The sequence below is a fragment of the Corynebacterium gottingense genome, assembly GCF_007559235.1.
GTDB classification, from domain to species: domain Bacteria; phylum Actinomycetota; class Actinomycetes; order Mycobacteriales; family Mycobacteriaceae; genus Corynebacterium; species Corynebacterium gottingense.
This window is the reverse complement of the sequence record NZ_VMHH01000002.1, coordinates 145,951-172,385: the sequence shown is the minus strand read 5'-3', so window position 1 is coordinate 172,385 and position 26,435 is coordinate 145,951. Positions and strand designations below refer to the sequence as shown.

The 26,435-nt window shown below is 64.6% G+C and carries 22 protein-coding genes and 1 tRNA gene; 11 read left to right on the top strand and 12 right to left on the bottom strand.

The genetic code is table 11. From position 1 onward, the window contains the following. Position 1 precedes the first annotated feature (1 nt). From FPH17_RS03510 to putP, 3 genes are read right to left on the bottom strand one after another with little or no spacing between them, the layout of a single operon-like run. Positions 2-484 (bottom strand): DUF2269 domain-containing protein, encoded by a 483-nt coding sequence (locus FPH17_RS03510; RefSeq protein WP_154878709.1) that lies wholly within the window; start codon positions 482-484, stop codon positions 2-4. Positions 485-517: 33 nt separating this feature from the next. Continuing rightward, the gene (locus FPH17_RS03505; RefSeq protein WP_154878708.1) at positions 518-1,177 is read right to left on the bottom strand and encodes a GmrSD restriction endonuclease domain-containing protein; all 660 of its coding nucleotides are present in this window, start codon (positions 1,175-1,177) and stop codon (positions 518-520) included. A gap of 49 nt (positions 1,178-1,226) precedes the next feature. Continuing rightward, the gene (gene putP, locus FPH17_RS03500; protein ID WP_203085479.1) at positions 1,227-2,789 is read right to left on the bottom strand and encodes a sodium/proline symporter PutP; all 1,563 of its coding nucleotides are present in this window, start codon (positions 2,787-2,789) and stop codon (positions 1,227-1,229) included. A 155-nt stretch (positions 2,790-2,944) separates the two neighbouring features. On the opposite strand from putP, the gene FPH17_RS03495 reads away from it, so the two are divergent. The 6 genes from FPH17_RS03495 (at position 2,945) to FPH17_RS03470 (ending at position 11,745) form a co-directional block, all read left to right on the top strand. Continuing rightward, on the top strand, positions 2,945-6,058 hold the full coding sequence (locus FPH17_RS03495; RefSeq protein ID WP_154878706.1) for a DEAD/DEAH box helicase: 3,114 nt from the start codon (positions 2,945-2,947) through the stop codon (positions 6,056-6,058). Next, positions 6,059-6,880 (top strand): hypothetical protein, encoded by an 822-nt coding sequence (locus FPH17_RS03490; RefSeq protein ID WP_154878705.1) that lies wholly within the window; start codon positions 6,059-6,061, stop codon positions 6,878-6,880. It abuts the gene before it with no gap. Positions 6,881-6,964: 84 nt separating this feature from the next. After that, entirely contained in the window at positions 6,965-8,143 is a 1,179-nt protein-coding gene (locus tag FPH17_RS03485; protein ID WP_154878704.1) for a metallophosphoesterase family protein, read from the top strand. A gap of 3 nt (positions 8,144-8,146) precedes the next feature. After that, positions 8,147-10,816, top strand: a complete 2,670-nt coding sequence (locus tag FPH17_RS03480) for an AAA family ATPase (RefSeq protein WP_154878703.1) — start codon at positions 8,147-8,149, stop codon at positions 10,814-10,816. A gap of 79 nt (positions 10,817-10,895) precedes the next feature. Next, positions 10,896-11,420 (top strand): MarR family winged helix-turn-helix transcriptional regulator, encoded by a 525-nt coding sequence (locus FPH17_RS03475; RefSeq protein ID WP_095535079.1) that lies wholly within the window; start codon positions 10,896-10,898, stop codon positions 11,418-11,420. Positions 11,421-11,526: 106 nt separating this feature from the next. Continuing rightward, a complete protein-coding gene (locus tag FPH17_RS03470) occupies positions 11,527-11,745 on the top strand; it encodes a PspC domain-containing protein (protein ID WP_095275938.1) in 219 nt (72 codons plus the stop codon). A gap of 83 nt (positions 11,746-11,828) precedes the next feature. On the opposite strand, the gene FPH17_RS03465 is transcribed toward FPH17_RS03470, so the two are convergent. From FPH17_RS03465 to FPH17_RS12005, 3 genes are read right to left on the bottom strand one after another with little or no spacing between them, the layout of a single operon-like run. Next, on the bottom strand, positions 11,829-12,422 hold the full coding sequence (locus FPH17_RS03465; protein ID WP_154878702.1) for a hypothetical protein: 594 nt from the start codon (positions 12,420-12,422) through the stop codon (positions 11,829-11,831). After that, the gene (locus FPH17_RS12195; protein WP_414437250.1) at positions 12,419-12,778 is read right to left on the bottom strand and encodes an ABC transporter permease; all 360 of its coding nucleotides are present in this window, start codon (positions 12,776-12,778) and stop codon (positions 12,419-12,421) included. Before FPH17_RS12195 ends, FPH17_RS03465 begins: the two co-directional genes overlap by 4 nt. Positions 12,779-12,802: 24 nt before the next feature. Continuing rightward, a complete protein-coding gene (locus FPH17_RS12005) occupies positions 12,803-13,078 on the bottom strand; it encodes a hypothetical protein (protein WP_203085481.1) in 276 nt (91 codons plus the stop codon). Positions 13,079-14,345: 1,267 nt separating this feature from the next. Between FPH17_RS12005 and cmtR the strand changes: the two genes are divergently transcribed. Together cmtR and FPH17_RS03450 are read left to right on the top strand one after the other, a co-directional pair. Further along, positions 14,346-14,705 (top strand): Cd(II)/Pb(II)-sensing metalloregulatory transcriptional regulator CmtR, encoded by a 360-nt coding sequence (gene cmtR, locus FPH17_RS03455; protein ID WP_154878701.1) that lies wholly within the window; start codon positions 14,346-14,348, stop codon positions 14,703-14,705. After that, positions 14,702-15,304 carry a cadmium resistance transporter gene (locus FPH17_RS03450; protein WP_154878700.1) on the top strand — a complete coding sequence of 201 codons (603 nt, stop codon included), beginning with the start codon at positions 14,702-14,704 and terminating at the stop codon, positions 15,302-15,304. Before cmtR ends, FPH17_RS03450 begins: the two co-directional genes overlap by 4 nt. Positions 15,305-15,708: 404 nt before the next feature. On the opposite strand, the gene FPH17_RS03445 is transcribed toward FPH17_RS03450, so the two are convergent. Further along, the gene (locus FPH17_RS03445; RefSeq protein WP_154878699.1) at positions 15,709-17,043 is read right to left on the bottom strand and encodes a hypothetical protein; all 1,335 of its coding nucleotides are present in this window, start codon (positions 17,041-17,043) and stop codon (positions 15,709-15,711) included. A gap of 472 nt (positions 17,044-17,515) precedes the next feature. Here FPH17_RS03445 and FPH17_RS03435 point away from each other — a divergent pair, with 472 nt between their 5' ends. After that, positions 17,516-17,716: a hypothetical protein gene (locus tag FPH17_RS03435; RefSeq protein ID WP_167496764.1), complete on the top strand. Its 201-nt coding sequence runs from the start codon at positions 17,516-17,518 to the stop codon at positions 17,714-17,716. Between the two features lie 229 nt (positions 17,717-17,945). Here the strand turns inward: FPH17_RS03435 and FPH17_RS03425 are convergent. The 5 genes from FPH17_RS03425 to FPH17_RS03405 form a co-directional block, all read right to left on the bottom strand. Then, a tRNA-Arg gene (locus FPH17_RS03425) sits at positions 17,946-18,019 on the bottom strand. 317 nt (positions 18,020-18,336) lie between these two features. Continuing rightward, positions 18,337-18,990: a LutC/YkgG family protein gene (locus FPH17_RS03420; RefSeq protein ID WP_154878697.1), complete on the bottom strand. Its 654-nt coding sequence runs from the start codon at positions 18,988-18,990 to the stop codon at positions 18,337-18,339. Between the two features lie 2 nt (positions 18,991-18,992). After that, positions 18,993-20,561, bottom strand: coding sequence for a LutB/LldF family L-lactate oxidation iron-sulfur protein (locus FPH17_RS03415; RefSeq protein WP_203085483.1), 1,569 nt, complete (start codon positions 20,559-20,561; stop codon positions 18,993-18,995). Beyond that, positions 20,558-21,343, bottom strand: a complete 786-nt coding sequence (locus tag FPH17_RS03410; protein ID WP_095535074.1) for a (Fe-S)-binding protein — start codon at positions 21,341-21,343, stop codon at positions 20,558-20,560. The genes FPH17_RS03415 and FPH17_RS03410 overlap by 4 nt, the downstream gene beginning before the upstream one ends. A 57-nt stretch (positions 21,344-21,400) precedes the next feature. Continuing rightward, the gene (locus tag FPH17_RS03405) at positions 21,401-23,077 is read right to left on the bottom strand and encodes an L-lactate permease (RefSeq protein WP_154878696.1); all 1,677 of its coding nucleotides are present in this window, start codon (positions 23,075-23,077) and stop codon (positions 21,401-21,403) included. A 288-nt stretch (positions 23,078-23,365) separates the two neighbouring features. Between FPH17_RS03405 and argS the strand changes: the two genes are divergently transcribed. Both argS and lysA read left to right on the top strand, forming a co-directional pair. Beyond that, on the top strand, positions 23,366-25,018 hold the full coding sequence (gene argS / locus FPH17_RS03400; RefSeq protein ID WP_154878695.1) for an arginine--tRNA ligase: 1,653 nt from the start codon (positions 23,366-23,368) through the stop codon (positions 25,016-25,018). 15 nt (positions 25,019-25,033) lie between these two features. Then, positions 25,034-26,389, top strand: coding sequence for a diaminopimelate decarboxylase (gene lysA, locus FPH17_RS03395; protein WP_154878694.1), 1,356 nt, complete (start codon positions 25,034-25,036; stop codon positions 26,387-26,389). The last annotated feature ends 46 nt before the right edge of the window (positions 26,390-26,435 follow it).

Genomic DNA, 26,435 nt, shown 5'->3' with positions numbered 1-26,435 from the left:
GTTAGACCGGCGCCGGCAGGAACATCAGCACGAAGGTGAGCAGCCAGAGCAGGTTGAAGATGCCGGAGCCTGCGGTGGCAGCGGCCTTGGCCTTCTCAAAGTTCGGCGCAACGTCCGAGGCGTCGCCTTCCGCAGGGGAGAGCGCGCCGAGCGAGCCCATCATCTTGCGCTGCTGCGGGATGACCAGGAAGAACAGCAGGCCCCACGCGATCACGGACAGGATGATCGCCGTGTGCAGGAAGTAATTGGTCTTGTAGGTGCCCCAGTCGGAGGCCATGACGACCGCGCCGAGCAGCGGGACCAGGACGGAGAGCATGCCGTAGGTGGTCGTCACCTTGTGCAGGACGGATGCGCGGCCGGTTGCTTCCTCGCCGCCGTTGCGCGATTCTTCGGCTTGCTTGGGGAACATGGACGTAGAGACAACGACGGGGCCGAGCAGAATGATCGCGGCCACGACGTGCAGGGCGGTGAAAAAGGTAACCATGGTGACTTACTGTAATGGACACGTGCACGATCGTCACAGTTCGCGGCCAGCGGTTTGCGCATGAACCTGGGAACCACTCAGCGAGCGGGCGCCGATGAGGCCGGAAAACCCTGCACATGAGCGTCGCATAGCGCGCAAATCCTCCGCGGGAAGCACGAGGTGATACGCCTGCGCCACGTCCGCGAGCCGGTGCGAGTACGCGCACCGCTTCCTCCGTGCGGGCGGCATCCACTCGCTGGGCAGCTGGTCCGACTTCTCCTGGTTCGCCGCGGCGGACACGACGACGAGGTTGCGCGGGTCGTTGGCAAAGGCGCTGCGCGTGCGACGCGGCCACGCATGCGCGCCGAGATCCCACGCGGCGGACAGCGGGATGAGGTGGTCGAGCTCGACGTCCGCGGGAGTGATCGCGGTGCCCGTGTAGGGGTCGTCGATCGGCGCGGCGCCCCAGCTCGTGTACGGGGTCGAGCAGCTTATCGACGCCACACCATCCCCGCCAAACGCCATCGCCAACGCCTTGGTGCGGGTGGTGCACCCGTCGCCGGTGTCCGCCCAGCCTTGCCCGAACTCCTCGCGCGAGTAGCCGAGCACGGTGGCTCGCGGCGGCCCGGCGCTGGCCACAATGTGCGAGCGCGGGGTGGGAAACGGGGCGATGAACAGGGTGGCGACGGTGAGGAGGGCAAGGTAGTAGCGCATACATTGTTAGACGCGCGCGGGGTGGCACCGGTTCCAACCGCCGCAGAATTTACTTCGCGCGCTGGGTGGCGCCGAGCGCGTCCTCGAACGTGGCCTCGGGGTGGCGCACGGCGTAGTCGGTGACGGCGATGGCCTGGTCGAACTCGGACTCCACGCCCGGCTTCGGTGTGGTGGCCAGCGAGACGATCGCCATCGCCGCGGTGGCGAGGATGACGCCCGGGACGATCTCGTAAATGGTGTTGGCGAGCACCTCGGTCGAGCCCCAGACGAACACGGTGACGGCGCCGACGATCATGCCCGCGATCGCACCGGGCGCGGTGAGGCGGCGCCAGTAGAGAGACGCGAAAACAACCGGCCCGAAGGCCGCGCCGAACCCTGCCCACGCGAATCCGACGAGGCCGAGGATGGTGTCGGAGGGGCGGGCGGCCATGATCATGGCGATGATGGCAATGAGCACAACCATGGTGCGCGACGCGACGAGCAGCGTGGTGTGGCTGGGATCCTTGCGGAAGATACGGAACAGGTCCTCCACCAGTGCCGAGGAAGTGATAAGCAGCTGCGAGGACATGGTGGACATGATGGCGGCCAGCACGGCCGTGAGCACCAAGCCGGCGAGCAGCGGGTGGAAAAGGATGCGGGCGAGGTCCAAGAAGACGGTCTCGTAGCCGGACTGGTCTGTAACCGAGTACGTGGTTTGGGAGAAGAACATGGTGCCCACCATCGCGGTGAAGACCGCGCCGGCGTAGCAGATGGCCACCCAGATCATGCCCGTGCGGCGAGCGGATGTTGCCTGCGAGGGGGACTTCAGCGCCATGAACCGGGTGACAATGTGGGGCTGGCCGAAGTAGCCGAGCCCCCAGGCGATGTTGCCGATGATGGTCGCAGCGGACACCCCGGCGATCAGGTTGAAGTAGTCGGGGTTGCCCTCCGGCCACGGGCCATAGGGGTGGTCCGTGGCGTAGGAGAAGATCTCGCCCGGGTTGTCCACGGCGACCAGCGCCATGATGGGCACGGCCAGCAGGGCGAGGAACATGAGTCCGCCCTGGACCACGTCGGTGTAGGAAACCGCCAGGAACCCGCCGATGAAGGTGTAGAGGACCGTGATCGAGCCGACGATCAGCATGCCGACCAGGTAGTTGCCGCCGAAGGTGGACTCGTAGTAGCGCCCGCCGGAGACCATGCCGGAGGAGACGTAGAAAGTGAAGAAGAAGATGATGATCACGGCCGCGACGATGCGCAGGACGCGCGAGGTGTCGCGGGTGCGGTTTTCAAAGAAGCTGGGCAGCGTGATCGAGTTGTTGGACACCTCGGAGTACGCGCGCAGGCGCGGCGCGACCCACTTCCAGTTGGCCCACGAACCCAGGAACAGGCCGATGACAATCCAGAGCTCGCTCATGCCGGAGACAAAGAGCGCGCCGGGCAGGCCCATGAGCAGCCAGCCGGACATATCTGACGCGCCTGCGGAAAGTCCGGCAACGAAAGGGTTGAGTCCGCGGTCGCCGAGGACATAATCGTCGTACTTCTGCGTCTGGAGCCACGAGTAGAACCCGATTGCTACCATGACACCGAAGTAGATCACAATGGCCATGACGAGCCAGAAACTCTCAGTCACGTGCATCTCCTTGGGGGTAACTAGGTAATGAGTTGGAAAAAGCGTAACGCAGCACACAAGTGCTGTGTGGGGGATTGGAAGAAACGCGTGGTCGTCCGCGCCTGCGAGCGAACCTGCGAGCCCGGCATATTCCCCGGAGTGGTATAAGGGTGGGTATGCCTGAATACCTGCTCCACGGACTTTGGCTGCCGGAGTCCGGGCTCAATATTTGGATTGAGCAGGTCTCTGGCCACAGAGTTGTCACGATCGACGCCGTCCGCGACGGGACGTTCCCGTCGCACGTGCAGTCGTTGCTGAGCAAGAACCACTTTCGCGGCCGCCAGCGGCTGCAGCTGCAAACGCCGAAGGGCAAAGAGGCGATTCTGCGCGCCCCGACGGCGACGTTTTCCCCGAGCACCGCAATCGAGTTCCTCGCTGCGCTGGCGCATCTGGACGAAAGCTCCATGCTCAGCACCGAGGCGCAGCGCGAGACGATCGCCCCGGATCTGCGCTGGCTGGTCCGCGCGTACCTGGGGCTGAACCAATTCGTGCGCGCGGGCCGGGTGACCATCCACGTGCCCCGGCGCGACGGGAACTGGTATGCGCAGTGGCAGCTGGGCACCGGGGTGCAGGAACGCGGCTGGTTGGCGGAGATGATCGCCGCCGCCCCCGGCGTGCTGTCGCTGAACAACCCCAACCTGAGCGAAGATCTCGCGCAAATCCTGACGCACTGGATCGCCACAGCGCGGCTGCAGGCGGTTGGCGTGCCGTCGAGAGTCCGGCCCTACCCGTGGCACGACTTCGTGGCATCGCTGGTCTTTGGCACCCCGCTGCGCCGCGGAAACGCGTCGCTGGTGCAGCAGATCAACGAGTGGGGCGGGTCCATTACCGCGGTCAACCTGCAGCTGGTGTTCCTCGTGGAGGCCCCTGAGGACGAGCCGGAGGACGCCGACGCCGCGGAGGATGCGGAGGACCTGCAGTGGCCCGTGCGCGTGCAGGTGCGCGCCGGGACGGACGCCCCGCGGCCCGCGCGTCTGTCCGACTTCGATGCCCAGACCGCGCAGACGCTGCGCGAGTCCATCGAGGCGGCGATCGATGTCACGGAGTTGGTGGACTACCGCCGGCACCCGCGCAAGGGGTCCACGATCCGGGACTTGGGAAGGGGAGATTGGGACAGCTTCCTCACCACGGAAGAAATTGTCCGGTTCGTGGAGACAGAGGCGTCGAAGCTGCGCCAGGCCGGGTTTGCCGTTATGCTGCCCAAGGCATGGTCCACGGCGGAGACCTCGGCGAAGCTGCACGTGACCCGCCCGGAGAACCCGTACGATTCCTCCACCGTGACCATGATGGGCTTTGACACGCTCGTCTCCTACGATTGGCGCGTCTCCCTCGGCGATATGGAGCTGACCGACGAGGAGATGGAAAAGCTGGTTCGCTCCAAGTCTGGCCTGGTTAAGCTGCGCGGCGAGTGGGTGCTTGCAGACGGTAAGGACCTGTCGCGCACCAAGCAGTACATGAAGCGGCTGCAGCGAAGCTCAGCCGACAAGGCGCGCCTGGAGGCGGAAGCCGCTGAGACGCGCGCCAAGCTGGCTGAGGCCGCCGGTTCGGACGACGCCGCGGAGCTGCGCAAGCTGGCGGACGAGGCCCGCGCGCGCTACGAGGAGCTCGCCGACGACGAGACCAAGGGGCAGGTGTCCGCCGCCGAGCTGCGCCAACTCGCGCTCGAGACCGCGACGGAATCGCCCGTGGAGTTCTCCGGCTCGACGTGGTTTACCTCGCTCGTCGGCGGCCAGGACCGGCCCGCCCCGGAGCGCGTGGACATCCCCGAGGCAGTGCACGCGGAGCTGCGCGATTACCAGCGCCGCGGCGTGGACTGGCTCTACTACATGTCGCGCAACAACCTCGGGGCAGTGCTTGCCGACGACATGGGGCTGGGCAAGACGCTGCAGCTCCTCGCTCTGCTCGCGGTCGAGGAGGCGGCGGGCCGCCGCTCCGGGCCGACGCTGGTGGTTGCACCGACCTCGGTCGTGGGCAATTGGGCGCGCGAGGCCGCTCGCTTCGTCCCGGGGATGAAGGTGGTGGTCCACCACGGCGCGAACCGTTCCAAGGGCGATGCGCTGTTTTCCAAGGCAGACGAGGCGGATCTGGTGATTACCTCCTACGGCGTGGTCGGGCGAGACTTCACGGATTTGGCCCGGGTGCAGTGGGATCACGTGGTGTGCGATGAGGCCCAGGCGATTAAGAATTCGGGGACGCAGGCGTCGAAAAGCGTGCGGGCGATCCCTGCGCGACACCGCATTGCGCTGACGGGTACCCCGATTGAAAATAAGCTGTCCGAGCTGCGCAGTCTGCTGGACTTTGTGAACCCGGGAATGCTGGGCTCGCAGGCGTTTTTCCGCAACCATTTTGCTAAGGCGATCGAGTCGCGGCGCGACGAATGCCTGGCCGATGAGATGGGTGAGCGGCTGCAGCGGCTCACGGCGCCGTTTATCCTCCGGCGCGTGAAAACGGACGCCGCGATTATTGACGACCTGCCGGAAAAGAGCGAGCACGTCGTCGCCGTGGAGATGACGCAAGAGCAAGCGGCCCTGTACACGGCGTTGGTGAACGAGATGAAGCAGCAGCTTGAGCAGCGTAAAGGGATGGCGCGCCGCGGGCTGGTGCTGGCCACGATCACGCGTATCAAACAGATCTGCAACCACCCGGCCCACTTTCTGGGCGACGGCTCGCCGGTGACCATCCGGGGCGCACACCGCTCGGGCAAGGTAAACAAGCTCATGGAGCTCCTGCACCAAGCGGTGGAGCGCGACGAGCGCGTCCTGATCTTCACCCAGTACAAGGCGTTCGGCGACTTGCTGCAGCCGTACCTGTCGGACCAGCTGGGCGAGAAGGTGCCGTTCCTGCACGGCGGGGTAGGCAAGAGCGCCCGCGACGCGATGGTGGAGCAGTTCCAGCGCGACGACGGGCCGCGGGCGATGCTGCTCAGCCTGAAGGCCGGCGGTACCGGGCTGAACCTCACCGCCGCCTCCGTGGTGATTCACATGGACCGGTGGTGGAACCCGGCGGTGGAGAACCAGGCGACGGACCGTGCGTTCCGCATCGGGCAGCGCCGGGACGTGACGGTGTACAAAATGATCACTAAGGGCACGATGGAGGAGTCCATTCAGGACGTCCTAGACGGCAAGATGCACCTGGCCGGCGCGGTGGTCGGCGAGGGCGAAGGCTGGATCACGGAGCTAGACACCGAGGATCTGGCCCGCCTGATCAGCTTCCGAGGGAGGACCGAGTAAGTGGCAGGGAAGAAGCGTCCGAGCGAGGACAACGTCATCTACGCCAACTTTGGCGAGCGCCGGCGCGTCTCGTCCGCGGAGGAGACGGGCGAGAAGGTGCTGTCCGCGCGCGCTTTATCTACCATGTCGGCGCCCGCACAGCGCGTGGTCAACGCGGCGCTCCGCAAGACGGACCTGGGCCGGGCGAACCGCGGGCGCGACTACGCCTCCAAGGGCCACGTGGTGAACCTGGAGTTCAACAACGCGCGGATCAACGCCTCCGTGGTGGGCAGCCAAAACTACCCGTTCGAGGTCTCGATGATGCTGCCGTTCCGCGCGCCGCGCGAGGTGCGCGTCGCGGTCGGCGAGCTGGCGCGCAACCCGGGCGCGCTCGAGCGCGCGATGCAGGGTGACTTCCCGGACACAGTGCTCGACGTGATGCTTTTCTCCAGCCCAAACGAGGTGTATTTCTCCTGCACGTGCCCGGACAGCGCGTCCGTGTGCAAGCACGCGGTGGCGCTGGCCCAGGTGGCGGCGTCGCGCGTGCACACCACGCCGTCGCTGGTGTTCACGCTGCGCGACCTGAGCATGGCTTCGGTGGAGCAGTCGGTGCGCGAGGAGGCGACGTCCATCGCGCGGGAGAACACCGAGCCGGGTTCCAAGTACTTCTGGGCCGGGCGGGACCTGCCGCCGCTGCCGCACCCGAAGGTAGCCCCGATGATTGATGATTCGGACACGGGGCTGCTGCACCGGGCGATGCAGACGGTGTCTTTTACCAACATCGATCAGCTGCGCGCGGTCTCTGACATCACCGAGCTGTATGACGACCTCACCACCGATTAAACTGCCTGCTCAGCATAGCATTTTGGAATATATATTCTATGTTGGTAGGGCGGGTGTCCGGTCGGCCTGGTAGTTGTGTAAAGCATGACGCACGCAACATTTATCCATAGCTCCGATTTGCAGATCGGCATGACCCGAAAGTTCTTAAGCCCCGAGGCCCAGGCTCGTTTTGACGAATCCCGGGAGCGCTCCATCGACGCGCTGGGTAACCTGGCGCGCGACCGCGGCGCGGACTTTATTGTGATTGCCGGCGACGTCTTCGAACACAATTCGCTGGAGGAACGCACACTTGGCCGCGCGCTCGAGGCACTGCGCCGCCTGCCGGTCCCGGTCTTCTTACTCCCAGGCAACCACGATCCGCTCGTTGCGGATTCAATTTTTAGCCGCACGGAGGACATCGAGAACGTCACCGTCCTCTCATCCTCGGAGCCGATCGAGGCGGTGGACGGGGTCGACATCGTCGGCGCGCCGCTGCTGACCAAATACCCCTCGGACGACCTGTGCGCGCAGGCGGTCCGCGCCCTCGAGCCTTCGGACCGGGTCCGCATCCTCGTCGGCCATGGCCAGGTGGAGGGCTTTGGCACGGTTGATGACGAAGCCTTGATCCACCTCGACCCCCTCGAAGATGCCCTCTTGCGCGGAGTGATCGATTACGTCGCCCTGGGTGACTCGCACTCGACGGCCTCGCTGGGCTCCTCGGGCAAGGTGTGGTTCTCGGGAGCCCCGGAAACCACAGACTACGCGGAGCGCTCGGGCACTGCGGGCCCCGCGGGCTTCTCGGGCGCTGTGGCTGGCGGCGAATCCGACTCCGGCAACGCCCTGGTGGTCACGGTGACCAAGGACTGCGGTGCCTCCGAGGTGTCCGTGGACAAGGTACGCACCGGGATTTGGACGTTCGACGCGCTCGGCTGGGAGGTGACCGACGCCGAAGACGTCGCCGAGGTCATCGACCAGCTGCGGGCGTACCCCGACAAGGACCGCACGGTGATTAAGTACGCGCTCACCGGAACGTTGGGGCTCGAAGCGACCCGCACGTTGGAGCGCGAACTGGCAGCGCTCGAGCCGGTGTTCGCCGCGTTGTACGAGCGGGACCGGCTCATGGACTTGCACCTCGAGCCGGGGGAGGAGGAGCTAGACAACCTCCCGCTGACCGGCTACGCCAGCCAGGCGATGCACCAGCTCGTCGGCGAGGCCGCGCAGGGCGATCCGACCGCGCGCGACGCCGTCAACCTGCTGTTCCGATTCTCCCAGGAGGCGAAGTAGCCAATGCGAATCCACTCCCTGACAATCAAGAACTTCCGCGCCATCGACCACCTGAAGCTGGAGAACCTGCCCGACACGGGCGTGGTGATCGTCCACGGGCCGAACGAGGCGGGCAAGTCGACCATCCTGGACGCGCTCGACCTGGTGCTGCGCGAGCGCTATACCGCCAGCGGCAACAAGGTGGAAAAGTACGCGCCCGTAGGCAAGGACGTGGGGCCCGAGGTCTGGCTCGACGCCACCATGGGCGAGGTGTCCTTTGTGGTGCACAAGCGCTGGGTGAAGTCGAAGAAGGCGGAGCTGACCGTCCGCGCGCCGCGCCGGGAAAACTTCTCCGGCAGGAAGGCCGACGACGAGCTGTTCCGAATCCTGGACGAGCACCTGGACCGCTCGCTCATGGACACGCTCTTCCTCCGCCAGGGAGACCTGGACCCAGCCGTGGAGGCCGCAGGCGTGCCCTCGATCACCAGGGCGCTCGACGGCAGCGACGAGCAGGGCGACTCCGCCACTGAGGACACGCAGCTCATGCAGGCCGTGGAGGAGGAGTACGCCAGGTACTGGTCCAACAGCACGCCGCCGAAGCCGAAGAAGGCGGTGAAGCAGCTGGAAAAGGACGTGGAGGCCGCTGCGGAAGCGCGCGATGCGTGCGTCGCCGAAGTGGAGCGCCTCAGCGCGTTTGTGGACGAGGTGTCGCGCCGCGAGGAAGAGATCGCCCAGGTCGACGCGGAGCTCCCGGGGGCGCAGGCCGACCTGGCCGAGCGCGAAGAGGACGCGACCAAGGCGAAGGAACTCGCCGAAAAGGTGGCGGACGCGCAGAAGAAGTACACGCAGGCGGCAATTGAGGTGCAGCGCGCGGAGAAGGACCTGGCCGGGCGTGCCGCGTTGGCCGAGCGCGTCGACACTCTGCGTACGGACTACGCCGAGCTGGAACGATCCCTCGAGCCGGCACGAACCGCGAGCGAGGAGGAAGCCGCCAAGCTGGAGCAGCTTCGCACCACCTCCGCGTCGGCCCGCGAAGCGCTCGTCGGCGCCCGGGCCGCGGTGAAGGAGGCGGAGCAGCGCCGCGACGTCGCCCGCGCGACGCACCGCCTCGAGACGCTCAAGGCGCACCTCGCGCGCGTTGACGAGGCGGAGCAGGCCTACAAGGAACTGCTGGAGCAGGCGCCGAGCAAGGAGATCACAGAGAAGGCGGTGCGCGCCGCGGAGGCGGCAGAAACCGAGGTGGCGCTGCAGCGGAAGCTCCGCGACGCGGCGTCGGCAAAGCTTGCCATCGCGGGCAAGCAGGGCACCATCGACGTTGATGGGCGGGAGGTGCGCGTAGACGAGGGCACCGAGGTGCAGCTTTTCGACGGCACGCAGCTGGCCATCGGCGGATACGACCTCACCTACCGCGCAGCCCAGGGGGCGAAGGACCCCCGAGAGGCGGTACGGGACGCGGAGGAGGCGCTCGCCGGCCTGCTGGAAAATGCCGGGTGCGAGTCCGTCGACGCGATGCGCGACGCGCGCGACGCCTACAAGGCGCACGAGTCCAAGGTGGAGGCCGCGCGCCGGCGGCGCGAGGACGTGCTTGCGGGCACGGACCGCGAATCCCTCGTCGCGGAGCGCGACCGCCTCGTGACGGTACTGGAAGAACTGGCCGACGCGGCAGACAGCGCGAGGAGTGAGATCAGCGAGTCCGACGCGGAGGCGGCCGTGAAGGAGGCCAGCGCCGCGCTGGCAAAGGCCGAGCAGGAAGCGGACCACGCCGAGGCAGCGCTGAAGCCCTACGCGGAACAAAAGGCAGCGAAGGAACTCGCGGTACTTGAAGCCCGCGTCGATGCGAAGGCGAACGAGACAGCCAACGCCAACAAGGAGTTCCAGGCGGCAGAAACCGCACAGACGCAGCAGACGCTCGACGAGGCGCTCGTGGCTGCGACCGCGGCGCTGCAATCGGCAAAGCAGGACGCCGACGAACTCACCGCCGCCGCGGCCGAAGCGGACGTGGAGCTCGCCCAGACGTTGCTTGAGGGCGAGCAGTCCAGGGTTGCCAATATGCAGAAGCGGAAGCACGAGGCCACGATTCGCATCACCGAGCTGCGCGGCCGGATCGAACAGGCGGCGGGTGCTGCGGAGAAGGCGGACAAGGCCGAAGCCGTGTTGGAGAAGGCGGAGACCGCGCTTGCCAAGGCGACCCGTCGCGCGGACGCGATCCGCCTGTTGCGGGAGACACTGCACGCGCACCGCGACGCGGCGCGCGCCAAGTACACTAAGCCTTTCAGCGACGCGGTGCGCAAGCGGGCCAGCATCATCTACGGCAAGGACGTTGCGTTCAACTTCGGCGACGACCTGCAGATTACGGACCGCTCCATCGGCGAGCAGACCGTGCCGCTGAGCTCCCTGTCTGGCGGCGCGAAGGAACAGCTGGCGCTGCTGACACGGTTTGCCATTGCGGACCTCGTGTCCGCCGAGGGGGATTCCGCGCCGGTGCCGGTCGTGGTGGACGATGCGCTCGGTGCGACCGACCCGGAGCGCCTGGCCCTGATGAACACGCTGTTTTCTCAAGTGGGGAGGACCGCGCAGGTGCTGGTGCTCACGTGCTTCCCGCAGCGTTTCGACCGCGTCGCCACTGCGCGGACCGTCCACATCGACGAGCTCAAACAGGCTGGGAGCGCATTCGCGGACGGGGACGCGGACTAGCGGAAAGGAGAGGAGCTGGAGCGCCCGAACTGAATTCACTTATTTTGTTAGGGCAGTCACATCCGCTATGGTGCAGAGTATGAAACACGATGCCCGCTGGCTGAACGACGAAGAGCAGGAACTCTGGCGCCTCATGCTCGCTGCGTCGCGAAAGGTCTCCCGCGTGCTGGACGACACGTTGCAGGCGGAGTCCGACCTTTCCTCGTCCGAGTTTTCGGTGCTGGTCACACTCTCGGAGGCGGAAAACCAGGCGCTCCGTTTGCGGGACCTATGCAGCGAGCTGGAGTGGGACCGCTCCAGGACCTCCCACCAGGTCACGCGGATGGCAAAGCGTGGTTTGGTGACCAAGGAGAAGAGCCCCGGAGATGCCAGGGGAGTGCTTGTGTGCCTGACATCGGAGGGCATGAGCCGCCTCGAGTCTGCCGCCCCCGAGCATGTGGAAAGTGTCCGCCGAGTGGTGTTTGACCACATGGACCCCAGCACCGTTGGCGCGCTGAAGCAGTTCTTCCAAGGAATCATGGACGTCACCAACGTCCCAGGCTACGCCGACTACCGCGGTGCGCAGCCGATGACGGAGCGCGCTCGCCCGTACAACACCCCCTAGGGGTCAAAGATCGGGGTGTATCTCCGGGGAAACCCCGTTGTCGGCCGCCTCCCAGGCACGTTTAATGGGTGGTGTACCGACAAGGATTTGAGAGAAAGGACCGATCATGACCTACCAGAGCTACAACCCCAACCAGGCCCCGAAGCGCCTGACCCGCTCCATGACCAACAAGATGATCGGTGGCGTGTGCGGCGGATTCGCCGACTACTTCGACATGGACGCCACCGTCATCCGTGTGCTGGCCGTCATCCTGCTTCTGTTTGGCATCTTCCCGATGTTCCTGGCCTACCTCGCCGCCTGGATCATCATGCCGGCTGAGTTCTAGCGGCAGCTTATCGGCGTCCCCGCGGCCTCGACGTATACGATCCGGTACGGCCGCCCCGGACCCCCGCCGGTCTCCCGGGGGCGCTATCCGTAGTTCTCGACAATGTCGACGTAGTTGCTCATCCGGTCTGGGAGTTCGGGGGTGAACCAAGCGCTCACGGTCCGGTCTTCGGGTTTTTCGCAGGTCACCGTTGCCCAGTCGCTGCCCAGGCGGCAGTCAAGGTTGTACGTCTCCTTGGTGACGGGGCTTGCGACCGTGACAGCTGCATGCGGCACCTGGGTAACCTCTGAGGACGCCACGTGGGTAACAGAGAATGTGGCTTGCAGTGCGGCATCGAACATCGCGGCGGCGAATTCGCACGAGGTTGCCGAGCCTGCCTTGATTGGAATTCCGGAATCGGTTGTTCCGCAATCGCCGCCGACCTGGCCGACATTGATGTTGTGATTCCCCGCCGGAGGTGCCGGCGCAGCCTCGGGCGCGGGCTGCTCCGGCTGGGCTTCCGGGGCCGCCTCCTCGGCAGGTGGCGCAGCCTGGGCGGGCGTCGGATCCTCGTACTCGGTGACGGTTTGCTTCACCGTCACGGTTTCGGGTGAATCCTGAGCTGCATTAGGGGCGCCACATGCGCTAATGGCAAGGCCGGAAGCGAGCAGGAGCGTGCTGGCGAGTCCGCGTTTCATGTTGGTGAGTGTAACCGAGATTTGAGTAAGGTTGCAGGACTCTGGCAGCCAGCGTTGACGTGTGGTCGGGTGCGCCACCTCCGTGGGCACGCGGAGCATCCGTCTGTTTGCCGGCGGCGCAGGTTCAGCGACGCCACGCCGATCAGCACCGCGCAGAACACCAGCGAGACCGCCTCGAGGATTCCCGGCATGTCCGCGCGTGGGACGGTGAGTCCGCACAGCAGGAACTGGGGCACGACCGCGGCCGGAACGAACTGGACAACCTGGAACTCTGTGCGGGCGAACGCGGAGGCGGTGAGGCCTGCGGCGGTGCCCACCAGGGCGTCGAGAAGCGCAATGGCGAAGAAGCCACACAGTGAGCCGTCGACCTCAACGCCGAGCTATGCCACGCACACTCCGACCGTAATCAGTGTCTGCACGAATGAGCGCAGCGCGAACGCCAACGCGTAACCGGCGATGAATGAGCCGCGCGATACGGGCATGGTGGGTGTGCGCTCGAGTGTGCCTGAGCGGCGCTTCCGCAGCGTCGTGATCGACGCGACGAGGAGCATCACCAGGATAGGGAACAGCGCAAAGATAGCGTGCGCGATCCGCCCGAACGTTCGCGTATCAATGAGAATCCAGTACAGCAGCGAAGGCACCACGAAGACCAACATCAAAATCCGCTCCGGTGCGTTCCGTGACTTCGTCGCGGGTTGCGTGCTCGACGCGTCCCTCGTCCACAAAGAGCTGGTGCTCGCTACTCACCGCATCGTCTTCAACGGCAAGGACACCCGACCCTGTCACCGGATACAGCGAGCGGGAGATTCTCGCTGAGGCGGAAAAATCAAGGCGCGGCACCCCCGCCCCACTACCGCAAGCGCGTATGAGGCCGTCATCGACCTCTCAACGGTGTTGCTCGGCGTGCTCGTGTCGCGCTACCTCCTTCGTGCTGGTCCGCACGCAGGCATGTCTGTATGCAACTTCGGTTGGGTCATGGAGCGGGTGCTCAGAGGTGCGCTGGGGTAGGGACTAACCCGCTGACCCTCGCACGATGAACATGCCGGAGGGGTGATGGATTCCAGGATCACTACCGCCAATGAAGCCGATGCGCCCCGTTTCGCCAGATACCGATACTAAGACCCCGACAACGCCCAGGAACGGTGAAATCGGGGTCTTACTATCGGTATCTGCGATATTGAAGGGGCCAAACGTCTACGCAGGGCCCCGGCGATAACGGCAATAAAACGAAAAAGCTCCGAGACATCACCGGAACGATGTCTCGAGACTTCGGAACTTTCAGTAAACTCCCCGACCAGTTGTAGTGGGTTCTTGGCTACACCCCGGTTACACCGGGTTCCGACTCCGGTTACACGACAGAAGTCAATTATATGACGTGAGCAGGAGCGCTCCTTAGAACGGGAAGTCAGAAAATTCCGCTTCCGCTTCTTCCTGCCTCTCGGCAAGATTCACGCTCCACCGTGAACAAATCGCACATGGGCCGATCACCAGAAACGAGCGTGGTTCAACCAAGTATGCACCGTCACCAGTATTGTCTCCCTCGTTGTCCCTCTCGGCAATCCATCCGGTAAGGCTCTCCTTGGCGGCGCGAACCGTCGTCGAACCCCGAGGTGTCCCCGCTGCAAACGGGAACCGAGTCGAGGCTGCGGATGATATAGATAAGTTTGTTTGAGCCTTCCCGGTTCAAGACGATGAGGCCATCGGGTTTTGTCCTGTTCGGGTCATTGCTTGGGGCCTGAAAACCGATCTCGCGAACTACGCCAGGCTCGTGCGCAACTCGAATCTCGAGCTGGCGACGCTGTTTTCGCAACTTTGCCGGCATCTCTGCCATCTCTGCTACTTCCACTGTCTCTTGAGCAGCGCACACAGCTGCACCACTACCCGGACCTTGATCAGTTCAGTGCTTGCTGTATAGTTCAGTGCATGCTGACTATTGCTTCGCGCCTCGACGTGATGAACCGCCTGGGTCGTGCACTGGCCGACCCCACTCGATCCCGGATCATCTTGACCCTGCTCGACCATCCCGCTTACCCGGCGGAACTGTCCCGAGATCTGGGCCTGACACGCTCGAACGTGTCCAACCACCTGGCATGCTTGCGCGATTGTGGGATTGTCGTCTCCGAGCCCGAGGGGCGTCGGACGCGATACGAGATCGCCGATCCGCACCTGGCGCAGGCGCTGACTACATTGGTCGAGGCTACCTTGGCAGTAGACGTAGATGCCCCGTGCATCGATCCCGCCTGCTCGCTTCCCGGGTGCTACGCAGCTGGAGAGGACGCATGATCCTCACCTCGGTCTTGCAGGCGATAGGCCTGTTCGCAGCTACCAACATCGACGACATCATCGTGCTCTCTCTCTTCTTCGCGCGAGGGGCAGGCCAGCGCGGCACAACCGCGCGCATTATGGCCGGCCAGTACCTCGGATTCGCGGGCATCCTCGGTGCCGCGGTTCTGGTGACCATGGGCGCCGGAGCATTCTTGCCCTCGACCGCAATCCCGTACTTCGGTCTCATCCCCCTGGGCCTCGGCCTCTGGGCCGCATGGGAGGCCTGGCGCGGAGACGATGACGACGATGACGACGAGGCCAAGGTTGCCGGCAAGAAGGTCGGCGTTTGGACAGTCGCAGGCGTCACGTTTGCCAATGGCGGCGACAACATCGGTGTCTACACCCCTGTATTCCTTAGCGTGGAACCTCTCGCAGTGGTCGCCTACTGCGTTATCTTCCTCGCGCTCGTTGCGGTCCTGGTGGCCCTGGCAAAGTTCGTCGCCACCCGCCCGCCGATCGCGGAAGTGCTCGAACGCTGGGAGGACATCCTCTTTCCCGTCGTTCTCATCGGCCTCGGCGTCGTGATCCTCGTCAGTGGCGGAGCCTTCGGGCTCTGACGCAGCGGCAGTGCTCCAAACGGCCCTGACCGGGCGCACCCCTCTCGGTTCAGACCTCAACAACTACCCGCAGCCAGTCCTGCGTGATCGCAGCAACAACATCGCCATGGAGCGCTGCAAAAATCGCGCCACCAGTTGAACGAACCCACAGTCTCTGAGTGCACGCGCCACTACTGTCCATCTACTACAACAAGACGCACAACGAACTCACCCACCCCCGGGAAACCCCAAAACGAAAATCTCGGGACACCGTAGGAACGATGTCTCGAGACTTCATGTTTTCTTCTGGGACATTCAGTAAACTCCCCAACCTTTAGCTCCGCCGCTTACACGTTTTCCGCCGCTTCCTTACACACCCCGCCACGACTCCTGCCACGGAACCCAGCCCTCGCGACAGACCAGCGTCACCACTGACTTTCGTCCTCCGGCAACCGCTGCTCGAACACCGCAATAAGTCCTCGGTTCTCGTGCTCGTCAAACGGGACGGCCATAGGCAAGTCGGTCTCACCTAGAGCGCAAGTCTTGGACAGCCTTTCCTTGCACCAATTGAGCCATTCTTCGGCTTCTGGAACGCCTTCGAGCGCTTCGAGGTACTTCTCAATTGCCTGCCGCTCTTTCCAGGCCTCCACGCGCTGGAGAAGCACTTTGTGACGCTCACCCTCCCTGTGGTGAGCACGGGCGAGCTCCGTTGCCTTTTCGAGTCGGCGCTGCCGGCGCTCAGCCTCAATTCGGTCTCGCTCTTCCACCACTGCGTACCACTGCTCCCTAAGGTGGACGTCGGCAAAGAAGTCTCCGAGCACCGAATTTAGCCGCGTCGGCTTCGCAGGGGTGTCGTTGCGTCTGGTGAAACCGACAGTGAGAGACACCAGGCCTGTGCCTTCTTTGACGTAGTACTTCGGCATTTCTTTGCCCTTGTTGTACGACCAGCGCAGCGAGTCTTCGTAGGCTTTGACTTCCTTTTTCGTCGGCGGCCGCTCGACGCTGTTTTCACGCTCGCTGACCCACACCTCATACGAGCGGTGGTCGGTGTCGAGTGTGACTTTCTCCAGTACTTTCTTGCCGTTGTGATCCTCGGTGTTGTGGGCCGTCACGCTCCACCCGCGGGCTTGTGCCTCGGTGACAACGACGTGCAAAAGCAACTTCGCGCGCTGCTTCGTCTCTGCGCTGTACCACTTAGAGGTTCGCAGAAGCCGGTTGATAGCCGGGTGGAATTTGCGGACTTCAACTTCTCCCCGCAGGACAGGTCCTGGGTCTGGTGACACCCACTCGTCCGTGTCGAGCAACGCAGCGGTCACCGTCACGGGAGAGTCGAAGTGCCATGAGTCGGAGCGCCATTCGAGCTTGAACTCCTTGCCTTTCGGAACAAGGTCTTTCCGCGGTCCTTTGACCCACTTTTCTACGGGGTCCCAGTCGGTTTTCGCCACGTCGCGGTTTTCTACGCGCCTGACGACCCACCCGCGCTGAGAGGCGACCAAGTCTTCGAGCAGGTCGGTCACGCGCGCGTCGAGTGCTACTTCGCTCGCAGGTGGTGACTCTGGCCGGGCATAGGTCGGCGAGGCGACCACCGTCTCGGATGCCGTACCGCGCTTTCGTTTCGGTCTCCGGAGCGGTTCTTTCCCTGCTAACACCCGCTTGCCGCGCTCGGTGACTGTTGCTTGCCAGGTCTTGCCGTGGCCTTTGACCTTGACGAGTTCGTGGCCTTCGAGCGTGCGGGCGGTGGTTTTGTACGTCGAAGGCACCTCAGGGTCGGTAGGGCACCCGTCGACGACCCATTGCAGGACGGTGCGTTGGCGCGGGGTGAGTTCTTTCGCGGCTGGCATGGGTTTATTGTCGCCGGTCGGAACAGGTTGCGCAGCGGTTAGCGGGGCGGGTTACCAGACGTGCGTGGGACTGGCCTGTGGGAAGAACTTTCACCTGCCTCGTCGGTTTCGCTCTCGTTCTCCGCTTTGGCCGCGCCCGGGTATTCAAACGACAGCAGGAGAACCTGCTCGGTGAACTTTATGGCCTTATCCGCGGTCGATTCTTTGACCGACTGGATCTCGTGGGTGGCTGCATTGCCCCAGATTCTGATGCTGTCAGCCCAGTTGTTCTTGATATGCGTCGTAATGATTCCCTTTGAAGCAGTACCACCGCCGAAACACCATTGAGTCGCGCAACGACCGTGTGAAGTCTTCCCGCCACCAGGGACACGGCGACCCCACTATGCGACTTATGCGTGGCTGGGCAGCACAGGCCATTTCGGCTGTCATGTCCGCCGTCGCAGCCAACATTGGTCTGCTCTCGGCAGAGTCGCGCTGGCGCTTCCCGAAGAAGCCCACGCCTCCCACGACCCCTCCGGACGGGCGCAAGACCCGAGGGCGCGACGAGACTGGCACCGACGCTTTCCCCAATGCGCCACCGCTTGCGGCATAGCCCGACCAAGGCCACCGGCTGGTCCTCAAAACAACGAGGACGAAGCCCGTGGCCTAGAGGTCGTGGCTGAGTGCCGAAATTAGGCCCAAAACGGCGTTCAGACAAAGAAAAATGACCCCTCCGAACGAACGGAGCGGGTCACTTTTGTGTTCGCGGCCGTTTTCCTTCGGCCGGCAGGAGGTTTCGTGAAAAGATTGAATTAGTTTCGTGAAAGCCCCACTTCACAGCGTGTCCCCGACAGGATTCGAACCTGCGACCTTCGGTACCGGAAACCGATGCTCTCATCCACTGAGCTACGGAGACAGTGCTTCACCAGCGCATACGTGCGTGGAAAAGCAATACGGTAAAGGGTAGCACTTGGAGTGGGCGGGGGAGTAATCGGCCTGGTCGGTGGCGTCGACAAGCGAATGCGACGGAGTCCGGAATTTCCTAAGCACGTCTATGGAATGGGCCAGGGAGTTTTCACGGATTTGCGGGGGTGGTGTCGCATGATGATTGTGCGCCTTTGAGGAGGCGTGACACGGGAAACAATGACAGCAGAACGGCCGGTACCGAAAGGTACCGGCCGTTCTGTGTGTGTGGAGACCGCTGGAGGGCGAAGCCTCAGCGGTCCTGGCGTTCTAGTGAACGACCATCACGATCAGGTCGCGGGGGCCGTGCACGCCCTCGACGCGGACCAACTCGATGTCGGAGGTTGCGGAGCCACCGGAAATCATGGTGGCCGGCTTCTCCGGGTTAATGCGGCTCATCATCTCCGGGACGCCGTAGACCAGCGAGTCCGGGCGGACGATGACCACGTGGCGGTCGGGCACGAGCGAGAGCGCGCGGCGGCCGCAGAGGTCGCCGGACTCGAGCACGATGGAACCCGTCTGCGCGGAGGTGACCTGGGAGTCGGTCACTGCGGCGCCGATGTCGCCAAGCTGGCGCGGGTCGGACGCGGGGTCGTCCGCGCGGGCTTCGCCGTCGAACTCAGCGAACAGGGAGGCGTCCAGGCCCGGGGCGTAGACGATGTCCTTCGCGCCGCGCTCGGCGAGGATCTTGGCAATGTTGGACGCGAGGTCCGCCTCAGACGTCTCAACGACGCTGGCCTTGTAGTCCAGCAGGCGGTCGATGAGGATCTCACGGAGCTGCTCCGGGGTGTGATCGGAGGTGGTGCGGTACTCGCGCACTGCCTCGACGTGGGACGGGGCCTCGGAGAGCTGCTGCGCATCGCGGACGCGCTTGAGAATCTCCTTCTTTGCGTCCTCGTTACGGGAGGAAACGTTCGGTGCCATGCTTACTTATCCTCTCCGGTGTTCGGGTCGACAAAGTTGGTGGCCTGCGACTCGGAGTCGCGCCCCGGGACGCCGCGCTTGCGCTCGGCGGCGAGCAGGTCGCGCGCCTCGTCCGTCTCCCACCACTGGCGGAAGGACTTCTTCGGCGGCACGGCCACGTCGCGGTACTCCGTCCATCCGGACAGCGGCGCCGGCATGGACGAGATCTCGCCCTTGAAGCCGCCGAGGATGCGGCCGAGCGCGACCATGCGCACTGCCTTGTCCCACAGCTTCGGGTTGCCCCACATGGTGCCGATGAGGCCGAAGGCCTTGGACTCCATGAACGGACGGTGCTGCTCCACCTTCTGGTGGCGCATCTCCAGCAGGATGTCCGTGATCGGGATCTTCACCGGGCAGACCTCGTTGCAGCGGCCACACAGGGACGACGCGTACGGCAGGGAAGAGTTCGGATCATCCAGGTCCTCCATGCCGGTCAGCTGCGGGGTGAGGATGGCACCGATCGGCCCCGGGTAGGTGGAGCCGTAGGAGTGGCCGCCAGCGCGCTCGTAGACCGGGCAGACGTTCAGGCAGGCCGAGCAGCGGATGCACTTGAGGGCCTCGCGGCCGATCTCGTTGGACAACGCCGCGGTGCGGCCATTGTCCAGCAGCACGATGTGGAAGTTCTGCGGGCCGTCGCCCTCGGTCACGCCGGACCAGAGCGAGGTGTACGGGTTCATGCGCTCACCGGTGGAGGAGCGCGGCAGGAGCTGCAGGAAGACCTCCAGGTCCTGGAACTTTGGCACGAGCTTCTCAATGCCCATGACGGAGATCAGGGTCTCCGGCATGGTCAGGCACATGCGGCCGTTGCCCTCGGACTCCACGATGGAGACGGTGCCGGTCTCGGCAACGCCAAAGTTCACGCCGGAGATGGCGACCTTCGCCTTCATGAACTGCTCGCGCAGGTACTGGCGGGCAGCCTCTGCCAGTTCGGCCGGGTCCGAAGTGAGGGACTCGTCCGTGTTGGGCATCTTATCGACGAAGATGTTTCGGATCTCAGCGCGGTTACGGTGAATCGCCGGCACCAGGATGTGGGAGGGGAAGTCCTCGCCGAGCTGCACGATCAGCTCCGCAAGGTCGGTCTCCTGCGCGGTGATGCCGCGCTTTTCCAGCTCCTCGTTGAGGGCGATCTCCTGGGTGGCCATGGACTTGATCTTGACCACGTCGGTCTCGCCGGTTTCGCGGATGAGACCCTCGATGATGTCGTTGGCCTCGGCGGCGTCGCGCGCCCAGTGGATGTGGCCGCCGCGGGCGGTCACGTTGCGCTCGAACTCCTCGAGCAGCTCCGGCAGGCGCGCGCCGACGTCCTGCTTGATGGTGGAACCTGCGGTGCGCAGCTCCTGCCAGTCATCCAGCTCGTCGACAACCTCCTGGCGCTTCACGCGAATCGCGGTGGTGGCGTAGTTCAGGTTGCGGCGCTTGGTGACGTTGTCCAGCTCGTGGTGCGCAGCCTTCTGGAACTTCTCGGTGCCACGCAGGTGGTTGGGGCCAGCCGCGTGGGGCGGCATCTGGGGTTTGCCAAGTGCAACTTTCACAGCATGGTCTCCTTCGAGTAAGCGGCCGACTTGGGAGTCCACGGGTGCTCCTTCGTGGAGGCGAGGATCTCGGCCATGTGCAGGGCGCGGACGCCCGAGTGCTGGCGGCTCATGGAGCCGGCGATGTTCATGAGGCAGGAGGAGTCACCGGCGGTGACGAACTCGGCCTGGGTCTCCTTGATGTGGCGGGTCTTGTCAGAGACCATCGCGGCGGACACCTCAGACATCTTCACCGCGAAGGTGCCGCCAAAGCCGCAGCACTCCTCGCGGTTGGGCAGCTCCACCAGCTCGAGGCCCTCGACTGCGCGCAGCAGCTTGTAAGGACGATCGCCAACTTCCAGGAAGCGGCGGGAGTGGCAGGACTCGTGGTAGGTGACGCGGTGGGGGAAGAACGCTCCGACGTCCTCGGTCCCTGCGACGTCGATGAGGAACTCGGAGAGCTCGTAGGTCTTCTTGGAGGCCTTCTTCGCGCCGTCAATCAGCGCAGAGCTGCCGTAGCGGTCGGCCAGGAAGACGTGCTGCTCGCGGACAGCGCCAGCGCAGGAGCCGGAAGGTGCGACGACGTAGTCAATGGACGGGTCGGCGAATGCGTCGACGTAAGACTCGACGATCGGGACGGCTTCCTTCTGGTATCCGGTGTTGACGTGCATCTGGCCGCAACACGTTTGACCTTCTGGGAAGACGACCTCGTAGCCCAGACGGGACAGCACAAGGGCGGTTGCCTTGTGTGCGTCCGGGAACAGAGCGTCGCCGATACAAGTAGAAAACAGTGCTACTCGCAAAGTGGACTCCTTAGAAAAATTGCTACTGCCGGTTCATCCGACAGCCGGGCGGGTGCATTATACGGCAGGTGCCAGGAAGCTGAGAATATTGGTCTGCAGGAAGACCATCACGCAGACCGCGAGCAAGAAGATAAACGAGTAGCCGACAACCTTCTTGAAGATCTCCGATTCCTTGCCCTCCATATCTACCGCTGTTGCAGCGATTGCGAGCGACTGCGGCGACACCATTTTACCCACAACACCACCGGTGGTGTTGGCGGCGAGCATGAGATCCGGGTTGAGATTCAGCTGATCAGCCGCTGTGACTTGCAGTTTGGCAAAGAGTGCGTTGGCGGAAGTGTCGGAACCGGTGACGGCGACACCCACCCAACCCAATATGGGGGCAGCAAAGGCGAAGAACCCACCCAGGTTGGCAAAGAACTCGCCGATGGTCACCGTCTGGCCGGAGTAGTTCATCACGTAGGCGAGTGCAAGAACGAGCACGATGGTGGCGGCGGACCAGCGCATGCGGTACATGGTGTCCGTCAGCTCCTTGCCCACCTGGCCCCAGGTCAGCGAGTAGCGGCCGTTCTCGTTGAACATGATGTAGGCCAGGGCGACGATGAGGCCGGAGATGACCAGCAGCGTGCCCGGGTTGTTGAGGTAGGCAAAGGAGTAGTCGGCCTTGACGTCGGCGCCGTTGGCGTCGAGAAGCGAGCCCTGCGGCAGGCCCGGCCAGGGGAAGGTGACCTTGAAGGAGCTCAGCCGCTCGGGGATGGTGGAGCCCAGGTTGGCCAGGCCGAAGATGACCACGACGACGGCGTAGGGCATGAGTGCCATCCAGATGCGATTGCCGGGCAGCTCGACCTCGTCGGGGTTCTCCGAGCGCGGGAGCTCAAGGCGTTCGCGCATCTCGGCGATGCCCTTCGGCTGCCAGAAGCGGAGCAGCAGGAAGGCTGCGCCGAGCGCGACGATGCAGGCGACGACGTCAGTGAGCTGGTAGGCGAAGAAGTTCGAGGTGAACCACTGCGCGATACCGAAGGAGAGGCCGATGACCAGGGCTGCGGGTGCGGTCTCGCGGACGCCGCGCATGCCGTCGATAATGCCTGCGATGATGAAGGGGACGAAGAACGCCAGGAACGGGGTCTGGTGGCCAACGATGGCGGCGATGTTCTCGGTCTGCTCGAGGGTGCGGCCACCGACCTCGCCGGCGGTGGTAATCGGGATGGCGACGGCGCCGAACGCAACCGGTGCGGTGTTGGCAATCAGCACGATCGTTGCCGCGCGCAGCGGCTTGATGCCCAGGGCGAGAATCATGGTCGCGGTAATGGCGACGGGGGCGCCGAAGCCTGCGAGGGCCTCGAGCAGTCCGCCGAAGCAGAACGCGATGAGCATGGCCTGGATGCGCACGTCACCGTGGCCCATCTTGTCAAACACGAGGCGCAAATCTTCGAAGCGGCCCGAGGCGACCGTGATTTGGTAGAACCAGATCGCCGCCATGATGACAAAGACGATGGGGAGCAGGCCGAACAGGCCGCCGCGGAAGGCGGAGGAGATGGCCATTCCCGCGGGCATGTTGAAGCCAAAGATGGCGACCAGCAGGGCGGCGACGAGGGCGACGAGGCCGGAGAGGTGCGCGCTGGCTTTCACACCCAGCAGCATGATGAAGAAGGTGAGCAGCGGGATCGCCGACACCAATGCGGAAAGGCCGACGCTGCCCCCGACTGCGTCGGTGAAGACCTGGAACTGGTCCATGTTTGCGCTCCTTGGTTGGAAGGAAATGTATGAAATGCCACGCGGGGCGGTCCCCTGTGTGTGCGCCGACATTCTCACGGAATTATGACACGCGAGTAAACGTATTCGCAGGAGAATTTTGAGAAAAGTACATTTAACGCGAAACTATTTTGAGCTGGGGCGACGCCGGAGACGGGGGTATAAAAGGCGGCCAGACGGGGGAGGAGGTACCACCATGCGAACCGGGAAACGTGGTGCGCACGCGGGCCATGGAGAGAATGCGGTAGGGGTGAATTAGACTTGCACCCCATGACGCCAGCAGACCTTTCTCAGCTCATCAGGACGACGACCGTTTCCGTGCTCAAGCAGCACGACCTCGACGCATCCGTGGTGCCGGACAACGTCACCGTGGAGCGCCCGCGCAACCCGGAGCACGGCGACTACGCCACCAACATCGCGCTGCAGGTGGCCAAGAAGGCGGGGACCAACCCGCGCGAGCTCGCCACCTGGCTGGCCGAGGCGCTGTCGTCGGACGATGCAGTGGACACCGCCGAGGTCGCGGGCCCCGGTTTCCTCAACCTGCGCCTGGCATCCGCCGCGCAGGGGCAGCTGGTTGGCCAGATCCTGGACGCGGGAGAGGGCTTCGGCGGCTCGACCCTGTACGCAGGCGAGAAGATCAACCTCGAGTTCGTCTCCGCAAACCCGACCGGCCCGATCCACCTGGGCGGCACCCGCTGGGCTGCCGTCGGCGACTCGCTGGGGCGCGTACTGGAGGCCTCCGGCGCTGAGGTGACCCGCGAGTACTACTTCAACGACCACGGCGGGCAGATCGACCGTTTTGCCCGCTCACTCGTGGCCGCGGCGAAGGGGGAGCCGACCCCCGAGGACGGTTACGGCGGGGACTACATCAAGGAGATTGCGGGCGCTGTCGTCGATAAGCATGCCGATGCGCTCGACGGCGATGACGCGCAGGTGCAGGAAAACTTCCGCGCGGCTGGCGTGGAGATGATGTTTGCACAGATCAAGGAGTCGCTGCACGAGTTCGGAGTGGACTTCGACGTGTTCTTCCACGAGAATTCACTGTTCGAGTCGGGCGCGGTGGACAAGGCGATCCAGACGCTGAAGGACAACGGCAACCTCTACGAGGCCGAGGGGGCCTGGTGGCTGCGCTCGAGCGACTTCGGCGACGACAAAGACCGCGTGGTGCTGAAGTCCGACGGCAACGCCGCCTACATTGCGGGCGATATTGCCTACGTGGCGGACAAGTTTGATCGCGGCCACGACCTGGCCATCTACATGCTCGGCGCGGACCACCACGGCTACATCGCGCGACTGCGGGCCGCAGCGCAGGCGCTGGGCTACAACCCGGAGGCCGTCGAGGTGCTCATCGGCCAGATGGTGAACCTGGTGCGCGACGGCAAACCGGTGAAGATGTCCAAGCGCGCGGGCACGATCATCACGCTGGATGACCTTGTGGACGCCATCGGTGTGGACGGCGCGCGCTACTCGTTGGTCCGCTCTTCCGTCGACTCCAGCTTGGACATCGACCTGGACCTGTGGACGAAGCAGTCCAGCGACAACCCGGTCTACTACGTGCAGTACGGCCACGCGCGCCTGTGCTCGCTGGCACGCAACGCGCAGGACGCCGGCGTGAGCGCCGAGGGCGCGGACTTCGCGCTGCTCACGCACGAGAAGGAGGGCGACCTGATCCGCACGCTCGGCGAGTTCCCGGCAGTGGTTAAGGCCGCCGCCGAGCTGCGCGAGCCGCACCGCATTGCCCGCTACGCCGAGGAGTTGGCGAGCTCCTTCCACAAGTTCTACGACTCCTGCCAGGTCCTGCCGAAGTCCGGCGAGGACACCGCCCCGATCCACGGCGCGCGCTTCGCGCTGTCTCTGGCCACCCGCCAGGTGCTGGCAAACGCGCTGCGCATGGTCGGCGTGTCCGCCCCGGAGCGGATGTAGGGGGACTGGCGCACCATGGATAACGCTGTAGAAACCCCGTCTGCGCAGCAGTTTAACGAGCTCCCCGCGCACGTCTGGCCCCGCAACGCGGCGCGCCAGGAGGATGGCGTGATCACCATCGCGGGTGTGCCACTGCCCGAGATCGCCGCGGAGTACGGCACGCCCGTCATGGTGGTGGACGAGGACGATTTCCGTTCGCGGTGCCGCGACATGGCAGAGGCGTTCGGCTCCGCCCGCAACGTGCACTACGCGTCGAAGGCGTTTTTGACCCGCCACATCGCCCGCTGGGTCGACGAAGAAGGCCTGGCCCTTGACGTAGCGAGCGAGAACGAGCTGCGCATCGCGCTGGCCGCCGATTTCCCGCCGGAGCGGATCACGGTCCACGGCAACAACAAGTCCGCCAGCTTCCTGCGCCTGTGCCTGGACGCCGGCGTGGGCCACGTGGTGATCGACTCCCGACAGGAGCTCACCGAACTCGCGGCGCTGGCGGAAGAGTGTGGCAAGGTGCAGGACGTCTTCGTCCGCGCCAAGCCGGGCGTGGACGCGCACACGCACGAGTTTATCGCCACCAGCCACGAGGACCAGAAGTTCGGCCTGTCGCTCGCCTCCGGCTCGGCGTATGAGGCCGCGGTCGCCGCGATCCGCTCGCCGCACCTGGAGCTCACCGGCCTGCACTGCCACGTAGGCTCCCAGGTCTTCGACGCGGAGGGCTTCAAGCTCGCCGCCCAGCGCGTCCTTGGCCTCTACGCCCAGATCTGGAAGGAACAGGGCGTCGCGCTCAAGTTCCTCGACCTGGGCGGCGGCTACGGCATTGCGTACATGAACGGCGAAGAGCCGCTGGACGTCGTGGCGGTGGCGAAGGACCTCCTGCGCGAGGTCCAGCACGTTGCCGACGACCTGGGCATCGAGGCCCCCACGGTGGTGGTCGAGCCCGGCCGCGCCATCGCGGGCCCGTCCACGGTAACGGTGTACCGCGCCGGCATCGTCAAGGACGTCCACACCTCGTACACCGCAACGCGCCGCTACATCGCGGTCGACGGCGGCATGAGCGATAACATCAGGCCAGCGCTCTACGCATCGCTTTACGACGCCCGCGTGGCCAACCGCTTCACCGAAGGCACCCCGGTGCCGACGCGCCTGGTCGGCTCGCATTGCGAGTCTGGCGACATCCTGGTGGAAAACGCCGCGTGGCCCGACGACATTGCGTCCGACGACCTCATCGCCATCGCGGCGACGGGCGCGTATTGCTACTCCATGAGCTCGAACTACAACTCCTTCGGGCGCCCGGCCGTGGTTGCCGTGCGCGCGGGGCAGGTAAAACCCATGGTCAGGCGCGAAACGGTCGAGGACATTTTGGCCCGCGAATATTAACCCCGGTACCCGGCCCCGAAAAAGTAGACCAAGCGGTACACTGTGC